This is a genomic window from Pseudoxanthomonas sp. SL93, from assembly GCF_026625825.1.
Lineage (GTDB): Bacteria > Pseudomonadota > Gammaproteobacteria > Xanthomonadales > Xanthomonadaceae > Pseudoxanthomonas_A.
In genome coordinates this window covers 2,641,645-2,656,942 of the sequence record NZ_CP113065.1, presented here as the reverse complement: position 1 = coordinate 2,656,942, position 15,298 = coordinate 2,641,645, and the positions used below count along the sequence as shown (strand labels likewise).

The following is a 15,298-nucleotide window of genomic DNA, read 5'->3' as shown; positions in this document are numbered from 1 at the left end:
GCCTTTTCAAGGTTACCCAGGTGGTCGCGCAACCCGGCACAGGGGGCGCAGTGTGCGACGCCGGTCAGGCCGATGCAAGCACACCCAACCGCACTTATTGATACGCGCGCGGAACACAGCGACGCAAAAAGAAGAAGGCATGAGCGACAAACCGTTAACCGACATTACTTTCTCCTCGTTCGACCTGCATCCGGCGCTGTTGGCCGGGCTTGAGAGCGCAGGGTTCTCCCGCTGCACCCCCATTCAGGCGCTCACCCTGCCGGTGGCCCTGGCGGGCCGCGACGTCGCAGGCCAGGCGCAGACCGGTACCGGCAAGACGCTGGCGTTCCTGGTGGCGGTGATGAACCGGCTGCTGAACAACCCGGCCCTGGCGGATCGCAAGCCGGAGGATCCGCGCGCGCTGATCCTGGCGCCCACCCGCGAGCTGGCCATCCAGATCCACAAGGACGCGGTGAAGTTCGGCGCCGACCTGGGCCTGCGCTTCGCGCTGGTCTACGGCGGCGTGGACTACGACAAGCAGCGCGAGATCCTGCAGCAGGGCGTGGACGTCATCATCGCCACCCCCGGCCGCCTGATCGACTACGTCAAGCAGCACAAGGTGGTCAGCCTGCACGCGTGCGAGATGTGCGTGCTGGACGAAGCCGACCGCATGTTCGACCTGGGCTTCATCAAGGACATCCGCTTCCTGCTGCGCCGCATGCCGATCCGCACCGAGCGGCAGACGCTGCTGTTCAGCGCCACGCTGAGCCATCGCGTGCTGGAACTGGCCTACGAGCACATGAACGAGCCGGAAAAGCTCGTCGTGGAAACCGAGTTCATCACGGCCGCGAAGGTGCGCCAGCGCATCTACTTCCCGGCCGACGAAGAGAAGATCCCGCTGCTGCTGGGCCTGCTGTCGCGCAGCGAGGGCGCCCGCACCATGGTGTTCGTCAACACCAAGGTGTTCGTGGAACGCGTGGCGCGCGCGCTGGAGCGCGGCGGCTACCGCGTCGGCGTGCTGTCCGGCGACGTGCCGCAGAAGAAGCGCGAAAGCCTGCTCAAGCGCTTCCAGGCCGGACAGCTGGAACTGCTGGTGGCCACCGACGTGGCCGCGCGCGGCCTGCACATCGACGGCGTGTCGCACGTTTACAACTTCGACCTGCCGTTCGATGCCGAGGATTACGTGCACCGCATCGGGCGCACCGCGCGCCTGGGTGCCGAGGGCGATGCCATCAGCTTCGCCTGCGAGCGCTATGCGATGAGCCTGCCGGACATCGAGGCCTACATCGAACAGAAGATCCCGGTTGAACCGGTGACGTCCGAACTGCTGACCTCGTTGCCGCGTGCACCGCGTGCGATCCCCGAGGGTGGCGTGGCCGACGGCGACGAAGAAGAAAGCATCGGCCAGATCTTCCGCGAAGCGCGCGAGCAGAAGGCCGCCGACGAGGAGCGTCGCGGCGGTGGCCGCAAGCCGGCCGCGGGTGGTCGTCGCGAGGGTGGCCGTGAAGGCGGTCGTCGCGAAGGCAGTCGCCGTGAAGGCCCGCGTTCGGGCGACGGCAAGCCGCGCACGCCGCGTCCGCCGCGTGATCCGGCCGCCGCGCCTGCGCCGGCCGTTGCATCGGTCGCAGCCGCTGCTGCGCCGGCCGTGGCGGCATCGACCGTGCCGGAAGGCGAGCGTCCGGCGCGCAAGCGTCGCCGCCGTCGTCATGGCCGTCCGCTGGAAGGCGCCGAAGGCGCGGTGGCCACGCCGGCCGCAACGGCCAGCAAGCCCGTGCAGGCAGCGGCCGTGCAGGACAATTCGTCGTTCCTGACCCGGCTGGGCCGCAAGCTGAAGTCGCTGGTTTCCGGTTCCTGATCGGCCCGCCGGCGGGTGCATCCAAGAGCCGGGCTTGCCCGGCTCTTTCCGTTTGTGGCGCCACGTCGCAACCGCGTGCGCGCCTCCGGCATAATCGACGCCCATGAGCAGCGTCCTTCGGTTTGAAAACGTCAGCAAGCAATACCCCGGCGGCCACGCGGCGCTGGAGGACGTCAGCTTCGATGTCGCCGAAGGCGAGATGTTGTTCGTGACCGGCCACTCCGGCGCCGGCAAGAGCACGCTGCTGAAACTGATCCACCTGAGCGAGCGCCCCAGCCGGGGCGCGGTGGTGTTTGGTGGGCGCAACCTGCTGAAGGTGCGCGGCGGGCGAATTCCCCTGCATCGCCGCGAAGTGGGTGCCGTCTACCAGGACCATCGCCTGCTCACCGACCGCACGGTGATGGAAAACGTCTCGCTGCCGCTCATCCTGCGCGGTGACCGCCGGGGCGACATCGGCAAGCGCGTGCGCGAGGTGCTGGCCCGGTTGGGCCTGGGCCACCGCGAGAAGGCGTTGCCGACCCAGCTGTCCGCCGGCGAGCAGCAGCGCGTGGGCATCGCCCGCGCCATCGTCGCCGAGCCGCGCCTGCTGGTGGCCGACGAACCCACCGGCAACCTCGACCCGACGCTGGCGGCGGAGATCATGTCGCTGTTCGCCTCCATGCCCGAGCGCGGCACCAGCGTGCTGGTCGTCAGCCACGACCTGTCGCTGCTCAAGCGGATGAAGAAGCGCGTGCTGATCCTGGACCACGGCAAGCTGGTCGACGACATTTCACCCGCGGACCTGGCCGAATGAGCGAGCAGGACAACGTCAGGACGCGCCCGCGTTCCGGGTTCGGCATCTGGCTGGACCAGCATCTCTACAGTTTCGTCTCCAGCCTGGGCCGCGTGCTGCGCCGCCCGTGGGCCACGCTGCTGACCATCGGCGTGATGGCGGTGGCCTTCGTGCTGCCGCTGGGGCTGTGGCTGACGCTGCAGAACGTCGAGCACTTCGCCGGCGACGTGCAGCAGTCGCGCGAGATCGACCTGTTCCTGAAACCGGAAACGCCGCTGGCGCGCGCGCAGGGGCTGGCCGACGAATTCCGCGGCCGCTCCGACGTGGCCAGCGTGGAACTGCGCACGCCCGAGCAGGGGTTGGCCGAATTCCGCGAGCGCAGCGGCCTGGTTGCCACCCTGGACGCGCTTGATGCCAATCCGCTGCCCAGCCTGCTGATCCTGGTGCCGCAGGGCGACGACACGCGGCTGGTGGCCGCGCTTCAGGCGCTGCCGGAAACCGACCTGCTGCAGCACGATGCCGCCTGGCGCGAGCGCCTGGCGGGCTGGATGGGCTTCGGCGAACGCCTGGTGTGGGTGCTGGCCGCGCTGTTCGGCCTGGGCGCCCTGCTGGTGGTGGGCAATACCGTGCGGCTGGACATCCAGTCGCGGCGCGAGGAAATCGGGGTGTTGCAGCTGCTCGGCGCGAGCGACGGGTTCATCCGCCGCCCCTTCGTCTATCTGGGCGCCTGGTATGGGCTGGCGGCCGGCGCACTCGCGCTGGGCCTGCTGACGCTGGCGGCGACCGCGCTGCGTGACCCGCTGGCCGCCCTGGCGAAGAGCTACGGCAGTCCGTTCGCGCTGGCGGGTCTGGATGCGCAGGGCGCCGCGGTGGTCGTGCTGGCGGCTACGGCCATCGGCTGGTTGGGTGCGTGGCTGGTGACCGGGCACTTCTTGCGTCAGACTCGCCCGACTGAAACCTGAGATACCTCACCTTCATGGCCCAAGAGCTCCGGCATCTGATCAGCGACACGCCCCGCGTCATGGTGGTGGACGGGTCCAAGCTGGTGCGCAAGCTGATTGCCGACGTGCTGCAGCACGAGCTGCCGGGCGTGCAGGTGATCGGCTGCTCGAGCATTGCCGAAGCGCGCGCGGCGCTGGAAGCCGGTGAAGTCCACCTGGTCACCACCGCGCTGGCGCTGCCCGACGGGGATGGCCTGGAAATCGCCCGCAGCGTCCGCCAGGCCTCCGGCCAGGCCTACGTGCCGGTGATCGTGGTGTCCGGTGATGCGCAGCAGCACCTGGAAGAACGCCGCTTCACCGAATTCGTCACCGACTACTTCGACAAGTCGCTCGGCCACGAGGCCCTGGCCGCCTTCATCCGCGGCTACGTGCAGCCCGAGCCGATGGTCGGCGCCACGGTGCTGTACGTGGAAGACAGCCGCGTGGTCGCCGAAACCACCCGCCGCATGCTGGAACGGCAGTCGCTGAAGGTGGTGCACGTGCTGAAGGCGGAGGATGCCTTCGCCCTGCTCACCGCCGAATCGCTGGGCGCGTCCACGCATTCGTTCGACATCGTGCTGACCGACGTCACCCTGAAGGGTGAACTGAGCGGTCGCGATGTGGTGCAGCGCATCCGCGTGGACTTCGCCTACGGCAAGCGTCGCCTGCCCATCCTGGTGATGACCGGCGACAGCAACCGCGACAACCAGGCGGAACTGCTGCAGGCCGGCGCCAACGATCTGGTGCTCAAGCCGATCGAGGAACGCCTGCTGGTGACCAAGGTGCTGTTCCAGTTGCGGCTGGCGCGCATGGACGAGTCGCGCAGCCTGGTCTGAGGCAACGTTCACCCACATGACCGACGACGAGCGGATCAAGCTGGAGCCTTCGTGGAAGGCACGGATCGGCGACTGGCTGCAACGGCCCGACATGCGCGAGCTGTCGGCGTTCCTGCGCCAGCGCAAGGCCGCTGGCGCGCGCATCTATCCGCCGGGGCCGCAGATCTTTTCCGCCTTCGATGCGACGCCGTTCGAGGCGGTGAAGGTGGTCATCCTGGGCCAGGATCCGTACCACGGTCCAGGGCAGGCCCATGGCTTGTGCTTTTCCGTGCTGCCCGGCGTGCCGGTGCCGCCGTCACTGCAGAACATCTACAAGGAAATCAACGTCGACCTGGGCATCCCGCCGCCGGACCACGGCTGCCTGCTGCCCTGGGCGCGGCAGGGCGTGCTGCTGCTCAACGCGGTGCTGACCGTGGAGGAGGGGCGCGCGGGCGCACACCAGGGCAAGGGCTGGGAAGGCTTCACCGACCACGCCATCGAAACGCTCGCGCGCGAACGCGAAGGGCTGGTGTTCCTGCTATGGGGCAGCTATGCGCAGGCCAAGGGCAAGGTCATCGATACGCGCCGCCATCGCGTGCTGCGCGCACCGCATCCCTCGCCGCTGTCCGCGCATCGCGGCTTCCTGGGGTGCGGGCATTTCTCCGCCACCAACCAGTACCTGGCGCAACGTGGCCAGGCGCCGATCGACTGGCGCTTGCCGCCACGGGAACAGTTGGCGATCTGAAGCAAGCGGTGTGCGGTTGTGCGTTGTGGGAGCGACGTCAGTCGCGACGATCTAACGGTAACGCTTCATCGCGACTGACGTCGCTCCCACACCCGACAAAACCCGCTTGCAGGGGTCAGCGCGTACGACGGCGCTTCTGCGGTGGCGACACCGGCGGTGGCGGCGTGACCGGAATGTTCTTGATCTCGCCCTGCAGCTCTTCCAGCATCGGCACCATCTTCTGCTGCACGGCGCTCATGATGTTCTGCATCAGCGCGGGGTTCTTGTCGAGCATGCGTTTGCCCGCAGGGCTTTCGTAGAACTTCGTGATCGCGCGCACGTCGTCGCGGGTGTAGGTCTTCTTGTAGACCTCCAGGTAGACCGGGCGCATCTGCTCCCACGACAGCGCCTTCCGCACGATCTCGTTGGTCTTGGCCTGGATCCGTGCCACCTCGGCCTTCTGTTCCTCCGTCATCTCCTTGCCGGCGAAGTGCTTGTCGAACTCCTGCTGCTGCACGGCCTCCATCTGCGGCAGGATCGCGGCCAGCAGGCTTTCGGCGCGGGAGGCCTTCAGCAGCCGGTCGATGTCCGCATCGGTGGGCTCGGCCGCCATCAACGGAAGCGCCACCAAGGCCAGCACCAGCAGCAGGCACAGGCGGCAGGCGGCACGGGTCGCGTCCAGGGGAGAAGGCTTCATGCAGGCAGGCCGAGACGTGGAACGGGTCGGCATGGTGCCCGTCCCGAGGTAAATCTGTTGTTAACCGACGGCGAAAGTACGCGTTCGCGCTACGAACCTTCATCCATCCTGTCTACAATCCGCGCATGGGGAGCGGCTCACTCGACATCACGCCCACGCTGGTGATTCCGGACGACGAACTCGTCGAACGCTTCGTGCGCGCCAGCGGCGCTGGCGGCCAGAACGTCAACAAGGTGTCCACCGCGGTGGAACTGCGCTTCGACGTGGCAGGTTCGCCGTCGTTGCCGGAACCCTTGCGCGAGCGGCTGTTGGCCAAGCGTGACCGCCGCCTCACCGACGAAGGCGTGCTGGTGATCGACGCGCAGCGTTTCCGCACCCAGGACCGCAACCGCCAGGACGCCCGCGAGCGCTTGGCCGCGATCATCGCCGCCGCGCTGGTGGTGCCGAAGAAGCGCGTGGCCACCAAGCCCTCGCGCGCGGCGAAGGCGCGGCGCATGGACGCCAAGCGCGAGCGCGGCCAGATCAAGCGCGCGCGTTCGCAGAAAAGCCATTGGGAGTAATTGTTTGAGCGACGACATCATTCCGCGCATTCCGCCCAACATGCCGCAGGTGCCGCCGAACCGGTTCACCCGCTGGCTGGGGCGCACGTTCCTGCGCACCTTCGGCTGGAAGATGACCGGCACGCTGCCGGACATTCCCAAGCTGGTGCTGATCGTGGCGCCGCATTCGTCCAACTGGGACGGCATCTGGGGCATGGCGGCGAAGATCGCCATGGGTTTCCAGGTGCGCGTGCTGGGCAAGGCCCAGCTGTTCTGGTGGCCGCTGGGTCCGCTGCTGCGCCGGCTGGGCGTGGTGCCGGTGGACCGCAGTTCGCCACAGGGCACGGTGGAGCAGGCGGTGCGGATGATCCGCGAGGCGGACAAGCTGTGGTTCGCGCTGACGCCTGAAGGGACGCGCAAGCGCGTTGACCGGTGGAAGGGGGGCTTCCTGAAGATCGCCTACCAGGCCCAGGTGCCCATCCTGATGGCGTATTTCCATTACCCGGAAAAGACCGTGGGCATCGGCGACGTGTTCTATCCCACCGGCGATGCCGAAGCCGACATGGCGGCGATCCGTGAATGGTACCGGCCGTGGCAGGGCAAGAATCGCGGGACGGTGTGAGGCTTCGGCGCCGTTGCGGATCAACAGAAAAGGAAAACCCGCCGTGAGGCGGGTTTACCAATGGTGCCGGCGCTGGCGGACTTACAAGGCGTCGCCACCGAGCTTCCAGGTGACCTGCACGAAATAGCTGCGGCCCATCGAGTCGAACCATGACGTGTCGTAGTAAGGGTAGTTGCCCCAGGTCGCGTCCTTGGGCGGCATCTTGTCGAGCAGGTTGTTGATGGTCAGCGACACGCGCAGGTGGTCGGTGATGTCGTAGCGTGCACCGGCGTTGAAGCGCCAGGTGGAACCGGTCCAGGCATCGTTGTCATAGTTGGCGACACGTCCCAGGTAGTTGCCGAAGACGCTGGCGCCGAACGTGCCCTTGTCCCAGGCCAGGCCCAGGTTGCCTTTCTGTCGTGGCAGCGTGGTGGCGCTGAAACTGACATCCAGCATGTCCTCTTCGGGATCACCCGGATACTGCTGGCGGGTGTGCTCGTCCGTCCAGGTGTAGCTGCCGCTGAAGCGGAAGTCGCCCGCGCTGGCCGTCTGCAGACGGTAGCTGGCAGTGACGTCGACGCCCGAGGTTTCCTCGTTGGCGATGTTGATCGGCGCGAAGCGCACGCTGGTGATGTACCCGTCGGCGTCGCGGATCACGCGGGCGATGGCATCGATGCAGGTCGGTGAGTTGATGTCCACGGGCACGCCGGCATCGGTCGTGCCGAGGCGGCAGTTGGCCTCGTCGATGCGCAGCTGCTCGCGGCTCTGGCTCTGCACCTGGTTCGACACCTTGATCCGGTAGTAGTCCACCGCCAGGTCGAAGTTGGCGAACGGCGACCACACGAAGCCCGCCGAGAACGACTTGCTGGTTTCCACGTCCAGGTCCATGTTGCCGGTGTAGACGTCGAAGGTGTTGATGTCCCACGTGCCGTCGTCGTAGCACTCGCCGTCGGTGAAGCCCGGCTCGTCGGTGCGGCACTGGTAGTAATCGGTCGACAGCGTGCGGTAGTAGTCGTCGCCGGCAAACAGGTAATGCATGTCGGGCGCGCGGAAGCCGGTGCCGTAGGAACCGCGCACCAGCAGCGTGTCCAGCGGGCGCCATTCCAGGCCCATGCTGTAGGTGAACTTGCCCGGATTCTTGTTGCCGTACTTGTAGCGGTCGTAGCGGCCGGCGAGGCTGGCTTCCAGCGAGGACAGCAACGGCAGGCGCAATTCGCCGGCCACGCTCCAGCGGTCGCGGTCGCCTTCACCGTCGCCGTAGCGCGGGCCGTAGTAGGCATCGGCGGTGAGGGCGAGCGGATCGGGATTGATTTCGTACGACTGCGTGCCGTATTCGATCGCGCCGGCGAAACCGACGTCACCGGCGGGCATCGTGAACAGCGCCGGGGTGCCGATGGTGAAGCTCAGGTTGTCGTTGTCGGCCTTGGGACGAAAGGTGGACATCGCGCCGATCGACGCGAACTCGGCCGGCGTCAGCGGCGTGAACAGGCGCGCCGGATCCGGGCTGAAGATCGCGTAGCCGTCGGCGTCGTAACCCTGCTGTTCGCCCAGGAACAGGCGGTTGGCGGCCGCGGCGCGGATGCGCGGCATGTCCACATCGGCGTTGTACTGCGAATGGTTGTAGGCCGCTTCCCAGTTCCAGTTGTCGCCGAACATGCCCATGAGGCCGGTCGTCACCGCCAGCGTCTTCTGCGTGGTGGTGTTCATGCGGTTGCGCAGGCCGCCGACCTCCTCCGGCGTGAACTGCCGCGACCAGGTCTCGTAGTGGCCGGTGACGGCGTTGTAGAACACCTTGTCGTTGTTGTCGGTGGAGGTGGGGTCGTGGAACTCCCAGCCCATGATGTCGCTGACCACGTCGTTGCCGTTGGTGCCGGTCAGCAGCTTGACCTCCTGCCGTCCCAGCTGCACATCGGCAAACCAGGACAGCGCGTCGGAGAAACGGTACTCGAACGAACCGTACGCCGTGGCGCCCTTGCGCTCGTTCTGGATCGTCCGGTACGCGATGGCGCGTTCGCTGCCGCAGTAGAGTTCGCCGAAGCGGTCCTCGGCCAGCACGGTGGTGCCCTCGTTCAAGCTGGCCATCGCCGCGCAGTCATCGGCCGGCGCGATGTTGATGTCGTCGTCCCAGTCGTAGAGCTGGGCGGTGAGGCGCGGCAGCTGGCGGCGCGAGGTCGGTGCGTCGAGCGTGGAATCCTGGTTGCGACGCTCGTAGCCCCACAGCGGGCGCTTGTCCAGCAGCTCCACGCCGATGATGCCGCTGAAGTCGCCGCGTTCGAAGCCGGTGGTCAGCGTCAGCTTGTGCGACTCGCCGCCACCGCGGTCGGTATCGCCGTAGCGGTAGTCGATGGTGGTGCCGTCGGTGGATTTCTTCAGGATGAAGTTGATCACGCCCGCCATGGCATCCGAGCCGTACACGGCCGACGCGCTGCCGGTCAGCACTTCGATGCGGTCGATCATGCCCAGCGGGATGTTGCCGATGTCGGTGAAATTGCTGCGGCCGTTGAGCGGCAGCGGAAAGTCGGCGATGCGGCGGCCGTTGATCAGCACCAGCGTGTGGTTGGGGCCGAGGCCGCGCAGGTCGACCGCCTGCGCACCGGGCGTGGACTGGGCGCTGGTGGTGTTCTGCTGGCCCTGCACGCTGCCGCTGTTCTGGCTGAGCGAGCGCAGGACGTCCGGCACGGAGGTCAGGCCGGCGGCCTGGATCTGCTCGGCGGTCACCACGGTGATCGGCGCCGGGCCTTCGATCTGCGCGCGCGGGATGCGCGAGCCGGTGACCTGCAGGGTCTCGAACTGCGTCACGGGTTCCTCGGCCTGCGCGGAGCCGCCGCCCGGCGGCGTTTCCTGGGGTGCGGGGCGGGGTGGGGCCGGGCGGGGCGCGGCATCCGCGCGCACGATCAGCACCGCGCCGGAGGCATCGCGCTTGGCGGTGAAACCGCTGCCGCGCAGCAGGCGTTCGAGCGCCTGGTCGGTGGTGGCCGCCCCCTGCACGCCGGCGGTGCGTTGTCCCTTCAACTGGTCGGCGCGGTACACCAGCTGGGTGCCGGACTGTTTCGCCAGCGTGTTCAGCGCGGTGGTCAGTTCGCCGGCGGGCAGGTCTATGCGGTTGGGTGCCGCCTGGGCTTGCGCCTGCGCAGCCAAGGCCGCCGAGCAGGCCACACTCAACATCAGTACACGCAACGGATGACGCATGGACGGCTCTCCCCGTGGTGCTCGGAATGGCACCTCTCGCTATCAGGACGAACGAGCCCGGCAAATCCCCCCGCGCTCTTCAGTGGGGTGCCAGGCTCAGCGTGAGTGCAGGACGATCCGGTCCGGATGGCGCTCGGCCTGCACCGGGAACCCCTGCTCCAGCAGGCGCACGAATCCTTCCGTGTTGGACCAGCGGAAATTGCCACCCACGCGCAGCTGCGCCACGGTGGCATCGCCCATTTCCAGCCGGCGCGCGTTGAAGCGGTTGAATTCGGCGGCGGCGGCGGACAGCGAGGTGTCGTCGAAGGTCAGGTATCCGCTGCGCCATTCCAGGTAGCGCTCCGCATCCGCCACCGCCACGGAGCGGACCAGCACCCCGTTGCGGCCTACCGTGGCCACGCTGCCCGCCGGCAGCAGGGACACCGGCTGCGCCGCCTGCGGCGTGCCGGGGTCGGCATCCAGCCGCACCTTGCCCTCGGTGACCACCACGCGAAGCTCGTCCGTATCGCGCCGGACGGCGAAACGCGTGCCCACCGCCGCCACGCGACGTTCGCCCGCGACCACCACGAACGGACGGTCGGGGTCCTTGCTGACATCGAAGAAAGCCTCGCCTGCGTGCAGCACCAGGTGGCGCTCGCGGCGCGACATCACTACATCCAGCCGGGTGTCGCTGCTGAGCGTGGCGTTGGAGCCGTCCGACAGGGTGACCGTCCGGATGTGCCCCAGCCCGCTGGCATAGGTCGCGTGTTCGCGGCCGGTGAGTTGCCAGGCGCCGAACGCGGCGGCGGTGATGACCAGCAGTGCCGCGGTGGCCGCGGCGATGCGCCGCCCGAAGGCGGGGCGGCGCGCCGGCGGCGGGCGGGCGGCGAACCGGACGTGGCGCAGATCCAGCGGCGCTGCGTGGTGGGCGGTGACGGGATCCGGTGCGGACCAGTGACCACGCTCGGGAAGGTCGTGCGACGCGCTGCCCGCGCCCAGCACCTGCAGGCGCCCGGCTTCGGTCCACGCTGCTTCCAGGCGCAGGAACGCCACCCGGTGCGCCGTGCTCGCGTCCAGCCAGGCCGCCAACTGCTGCGCATCCGTTGCCGTCCATGGACCGGCATCGCGCCGCGCCAGCCAGGCGGCCGCGGCGTGTTCAATCTGCCTGCTGCTGGTCATGTCCGTCGTCCTCGTCTGCCAGCGCCGTGGATGGCGCCGATCGGCCACGCGCCTGCGCCGGACCACCCCCGTACAGGTAGTCCGCCATCAGGCGCATTCCCTTGGCTACATGCTTTTCCACGGTCTTCTCGCTGATGCCCAGGCGCAGGGCGACTTCCTTCTGCGACAACTCTTCCACCCGGCGCAGCCAGACCACTTCGCGGCAGCGGTCGGGCAACCGGTCCAGCGCCTGGACCATGCGCTTCAGTGCCTGCCGCGTGCCTGCCCAGCGTTCCGGCGACACCTCGTCTACCAGATAGACGTTCAACGACTCCAAATCACCCACTGCATCGATCGACACCACCCGGCTGCGACGCAGCCGGTCGGTCATCAGGTGGCGCGCGGTGGTGAACAGGAAGGCCTTGGGCGAGGCCGGCAGGCTGCGCCCGGCGGCCTCGTAGACGCGCACGTAGACCTCCTGCCGCAGGTCGTGCACGTCGTCGCGGTGCGGCCAGCAGCGTTGCAGGTAATGCCCCAGGGCGCGCTCATGGACGAGGATCTCGCGAACGAACCAGTCGTCGAATTCGGTGGGCATGACCGCACTCTAGCCGATCGCCCGCGCCTTCCGCATGGGGGGAAGCGCACGCAGGTTCGTCTCCTCCTGTACCGGTGCGTGGCATCCTGTCGCGACCTTCGACATGGGAGTGGCGGCATGGTGTCTGTCTTTGGTGCGGTGCGGCGCGGCGCGGTGTGCCTGCTGGCGCTGGTGTTGTCGTTGCCTGCATTGGCCGCCAAGCCTGCGCACTACGTGCTGGGCGATACCTCGGCCCGGACGCCCGGCAAGGTCGAGCCCGGTCTGTTGCTGATGGGCGGTGGCGACCGCAACTTCGATGCGCTGCGCTGGTTCATGAAGAAGGCCGGCAACGGCCACATCGTCGTGCTGCGCGCGTCGCAGGCCGGCGAGATCGGCGAGGAATTCTTCAACGACGTCGGCGGCATCGCCTCGGTCGAGACCTGGGTATTCAGCGACCGCGAAAGCGCGAGCGACCCCGCCGTGCTGCGCAGCCTGAAGCGTGCCGACGGCATCTTCCTGGCCGGCGGCGACCAGTCGCGTTACGTGCGTTACTGGCGCGGCACGCCGGTGGGCGACGCGCTGGACGCGCACGTGCGCGCGGGCAAGCCGCTGGGCGGCACCAGTGCGGGGCTCGCCATGCAGGGCGAATACCTTTACGGCGCGATGGATGGCGGCAGCCAGGTCAGCCCACGCGCCCTGGCCGATCCGCTCGGCCCCGACAACACCATCGAAACGGATTTCCTGCACCTGGCGCTGCTGAAAGGCGTCATCACCGACACCCATTTCAGCGAACGCAACCGGCTGGGGCGGTTGATCGCCTTCGTCGCCAAGGCCGAATCGATGGCCAAGCGTCCGCTGATCGGCCTGGGCGTGGACGAAGATGCCGCGGTGGCCGTGGAGGGGGACGGTCGGGCACGCGTGTACGCCACCGCGGAGGGTGCCGGCGCCACGGTGGTGAAGGGCGGCTTCGCACAGGCGCAGGTCGAAGACGAAGCGATGAACCTGGCGCGCGTGGACACCGTCATTGCCGGCGTGGATTCCGTGCTGCACCTGCCCAGCGGCCGCGTGGAAAACCCCGCCGGCCAACGACACTATGCCGTGCGTGACGGCGTGCTGGTGGCGATGGACGCGCCGGTGCTTGTCATCCATGGCGGCGCCGGCGTCGAGCGCGCCGGCATCACACCAAAGGAAGAAGCGGACGCGCGCGCCTCACTGGAAGCCGCACTGCGCGCCGGCCATGCCCAGCTGAAGGCGGGCAAGCCCGCCATGGACGCCGTGGCGGCCGCGATCACCGTGCTGGAAGACGCACCGCAGTTCAATGCGGGCCGCGGCGCGGTGTTCACCCATGACGGAAAGAACGAGCTGGATGCCTCGCTGATGGATGGCGCCACCGGCAAGGCGGGCGCGGTCGCCGGCGTGCGCCGGGTGAAGAATCCGATCCTGCTGGCGCGTGCGGTGATGGAGAAATCGCGCCACGTGATGATGGTCGGCGACGGCGCCGAAGCCTTCGCCAGGGAGCAGCGCATCACGCTGGTGGATCCGTCGTATTTCCGTACCGAGAAGCGCTGGCAGCAACTGCAGAAGGCGCTGAAGGAAGAGGCGTCCGGCCAGGCGCGGCTGGATCGCGCGTTGAACTACTTCGGCACCGTGGGTGCGCTGGCGCTGGATGCGCAGGGACACCTGGCCGCCGGCACTTCCACCGGCGGCATGACCAACAAGCGCTACGGGCGGGTCGGGGATGCGCCGATCATCGGCGCGGGCACCTATGCGGATGCGCGCTGCGCGGTGTCGGGCACGGGCTGGGGTGAGTTCTACATCCGCGCCGCCGCGGCGCACGAGATCTGCGCGCGGGTGAAGCATGCCGGCCAGTCGATCACCCGCGCGGCCCGTGGCGTCATCAACGACGACATCCCCAAGGCCGGCGGCGACGGCGGCGCCATCGCCCTGGCCAGCGACGGGACGTTCGTGCTGCCGTTCAACACCGAAGGCATGTACCGCGGCTGGATCGGCGCTGACGGCGTGCCGCACGTGGCGGTCTACGCGACCGACGCGTTGAAGGGGGATGCGCTGCCGGCACGGTGAGACCGCAACGGGTTATGCTGCGGCCGGGCATGGAGATCACGAGGGGCGCCGTGAGGAAGATTCTGGGGGCAGGCCTGCTGGCCGCGACATTCACTCTTTCGGCAGCCGAGAAGGCAGAGCCGGTCCGGTTCTACGCCAACGCGCGGGTAGTCCTGGATGAGCAAGGCATACCGCAACAGGTACAGGCAAACGAGAAGCTGCCGCCGGCCATTCGCAACCTGGTCGAGCAGCGTGTCATGCAGTGGCGGTTCGAACCTGCAAGGGTGAATGGCGAAGCGCGGGCAGGTGTCACCCACGTGTTGCTGCAGGGCTGCGGCGTGCCGGACCCCGCGGGTGATGGCATGCGCATCGCCATGGACTACTTCTCCAATGGGCCCGGGTTGGCCAGAGGCCCCGGCATGGCGGCTCCGCCCGTAGTGCTGCCACCGCCGCGGTATCCCACGGAGGCCGCGCGGCGGAATCGTGAAGGCAGTTTCGAGGTCGCGTTCCAGGTGGGCGTCGACGGTCGCGCGACGGTGGAGAAGATCGAAGCAAAGACAGGGTCGGTGGACGCCTTCAGGCGCGCACTGCACGACTGGATCGCTGAGATGCGCTTTGTGCCGGAAGAGGTGGCCGGTGCGCCGATCGCAACGCGGATGGTGGTTCCGGTTGACTTCCACCTGGGGGGAGACATCAAGCGTCTCGTGCACGAACAGCGGGAGAAAGTACGACGTTCGCCCGAGTGCATGGCCGCAGGTGCGGGTGCGGACGATCCGAATCGCCCGGTCGTGCTGGATTCCCCCTTCAAGCCGCTGACCACCGGCTGACAGACCGCGCCGCATGATCCACATCGCCCTGCTGCGCGCCGTCAATGTCGGTGGCACCGGCAAGCTGCCGATGGCCGACCTGAAGGCACTCTGCGAAGGCTGCGGTTTCAGCGACGTCCGCACCTACATCGCCAGCGGCAACGTGGTGCTGTCCAGCGAGATGTCATCGGCGCAGGTCAAGGCCATGCTGGAAAAGGCGCTGGCGACCTACGCGGGCAAACCGGTCGGCGTGATCGTGCGCAGCGCGCAGGAACTTGCACGGGCGCTGGAAGCGCAACCCTTCAAGCAGGCGGCGCCGAACCGCGCGCTCATCATCTTCCTCGATACCGCGCCGCCGCCCGATACGCTGGCCCGCGTCAGCCACCAGGTGGATGAGCAGATCGCGCTCGGCGAGCGCGAGATCTATGTGCACTATGGTGAGGGCATGCGCGATTCCCGCCTGAAGATCCCTGCCGCCCATGCCGGCACCGCGCGCAACCTCAACACCGTCACCAGACTGCTGCAGATGGCGCGCGACGCGGGATGATCCCCGCGTGCCGGCACGCAGG

Annotated in this window: 14 protein-coding genes and 1 pseudogene; 11 read left to right on the top strand and 4 right to left on the bottom strand. The window is 68.1% G+C overall.

The features are described from left to right. Window positions 1-139: 139 nt before the first annotated feature. The 5 genes from rhlB to ung all read left to right on the top strand — a co-directional run bounded on the left by rhlB (window position 140) and on the right by ung (window position 5,146). Window positions 140-1,834, top strand: a complete 1,695-nt coding sequence (gene rhlB, locus OVA13_RS12585; RefSeq protein ID WP_267790814.1) for an ATP-dependent RNA helicase RhlB — start codon at window positions 140-142, stop codon at window positions 1,832-1,834. Between the two features lie 103 nt (window positions 1,835-1,937). Beyond that, window positions 1,938-2,627, top strand: coding sequence for a cell division ATP-binding protein FtsE (ftsE, locus tag OVA13_RS12580; protein ID WP_267790813.1), 690 nt, complete (start codon window positions 1,938-1,940; stop codon window positions 2,625-2,627). Continuing rightward, complete coding sequence (gene ftsX / locus OVA13_RS12575; protein WP_267790812.1) at window positions 2,624-3,568, top strand: permease-like cell division protein FtsX; 945 nt, start codon at window positions 2,624-2,626, stop codon at window positions 3,566-3,568. The genes ftsE and ftsX overlap by 4 nt, the downstream gene beginning before the upstream one ends. Window positions 3,569-3,582: 14 nt before the next feature. Next, entirely contained in the window at window positions 3,583-4,422 is an 840-nt protein-coding gene (locus OVA13_RS12570; protein ID WP_267790811.1) for a response regulator, read from the top strand. Between the two features lie 16 nt (window positions 4,423-4,438). Beyond that, on the top strand, window positions 4,439-5,146 hold the full coding sequence (gene ung, locus OVA13_RS12565; RefSeq protein ID WP_267790810.1) for a uracil-DNA glycosylase: 708 nt from the start codon (window positions 4,439-4,441) through the stop codon (window positions 5,144-5,146). A gap of 115 nt (window positions 5,147-5,261) precedes the next feature. Here the strand turns inward: ung and OVA13_RS12560 are convergent, their stop codons facing one another. Beyond that, entirely contained in the window at window positions 5,262-5,822 is a 561-nt protein-coding gene (locus OVA13_RS12560) for a DUF2059 domain-containing protein (protein ID WP_267790809.1), read from the bottom strand. Window positions 5,823-5,947: 125 nt separating this feature from the next. On the opposite strand from OVA13_RS12560, the gene arfB reads away from it, so the two are divergent. Together arfB and OVA13_RS12550 are read left to right on the top strand one after the other, a co-directional pair. Beyond that, window positions 5,948-6,382, top strand: a complete 435-nt coding sequence (arfB, locus tag OVA13_RS12555) for an alternative ribosome rescue aminoacyl-tRNA hydrolase ArfB (RefSeq protein WP_267790808.1) — start codon at window positions 5,948-5,950, stop codon at window positions 6,380-6,382. A gap of 4 nt (window positions 6,383-6,386) precedes the next feature. Continuing rightward, on the top strand, window positions 6,387-6,983 hold the full coding sequence (locus OVA13_RS12550) for a lysophospholipid acyltransferase family protein (RefSeq protein WP_324288210.1): 597 nt from the start codon (window positions 6,387-6,389) through the stop codon (window positions 6,981-6,983). An 81-nt stretch (window positions 6,984-7,064) separates the two neighbouring features. Here the strand turns inward: OVA13_RS12550 and OVA13_RS12545 are convergent, their stop codons facing one another. The 3 genes from OVA13_RS12545 to OVA13_RS12535 all read right to left on the bottom strand — a co-directional run bounded on the left by OVA13_RS12545 (window position 7,065) and on the right by OVA13_RS12535 (window position 11,883). Further along, window positions 7,065-10,151: a TonB-dependent receptor gene (locus OVA13_RS12545; RefSeq protein WP_267790807.1), complete on the bottom strand. Its 3,087-nt coding sequence runs from the start codon at window positions 10,149-10,151 to the stop codon at window positions 7,065-7,067. A gap of 96 nt (window positions 10,152-10,247) precedes the next feature. Next, complete coding sequence (locus tag OVA13_RS12540; protein WP_267790806.1) at window positions 10,248-11,309, bottom strand: FecR family protein; 1,062 nt, start codon at window positions 11,307-11,309, stop codon at window positions 10,248-10,250. Beyond that, window positions 11,287-11,883 carry an RNA polymerase sigma factor gene (locus tag OVA13_RS12535; RefSeq protein ID WP_267790805.1) on the bottom strand — a complete coding sequence of 199 codons (597 nt, stop codon included), beginning with the start codon at window positions 11,881-11,883 and terminating at the stop codon, window positions 11,287-11,289. Before OVA13_RS12535 ends, OVA13_RS12540 begins: the two co-directional genes overlap by 23 nt. Here OVA13_RS12535 and OVA13_RS18020 point away from each other — a divergent pair. The 4 genes and pseudogenes from OVA13_RS18020 to OVA13_RS12515 form a co-directional block, all read left to right on the top strand. Then, window positions 11,818-12,759, top strand: a pseudogene (locus OVA13_RS18020) (cyanophycinase); the annotation flags it as partial. The gene OVA13_RS12535 and the pseudogene OVA13_RS18020 sit on opposite strands and share 66 nt — an antisense overlap. A 225-nt stretch (window positions 12,760-12,984) precedes the next feature. Beyond that, on the top strand, window positions 12,985-13,944 hold the full coding sequence (locus OVA13_RS12525; RefSeq protein ID WP_267793526.1) for an isoaspartyl peptidase/L-asparaginase family protein: 960 nt from the start codon (window positions 12,985-12,987) through the stop codon (window positions 13,942-13,944). A gap of 50 nt (window positions 13,945-13,994) precedes the next feature. Further along, a complete protein-coding gene (locus OVA13_RS12520) occupies window positions 13,995-14,750 on the top strand; it encodes a TonB family protein (protein WP_267790804.1) in 756 nt (251 codons plus the stop codon). 13 nt (window positions 14,751-14,763) lie between these two features. Continuing rightward, window positions 14,764-15,276, top strand: coding sequence for a DUF1697 domain-containing protein (locus tag OVA13_RS12515; RefSeq protein WP_267790803.1), 513 nt, complete (start codon window positions 14,764-14,766; stop codon window positions 15,274-15,276). The last annotated feature ends 22 nt before the right edge of the window (window positions 15,277-15,298 follow it).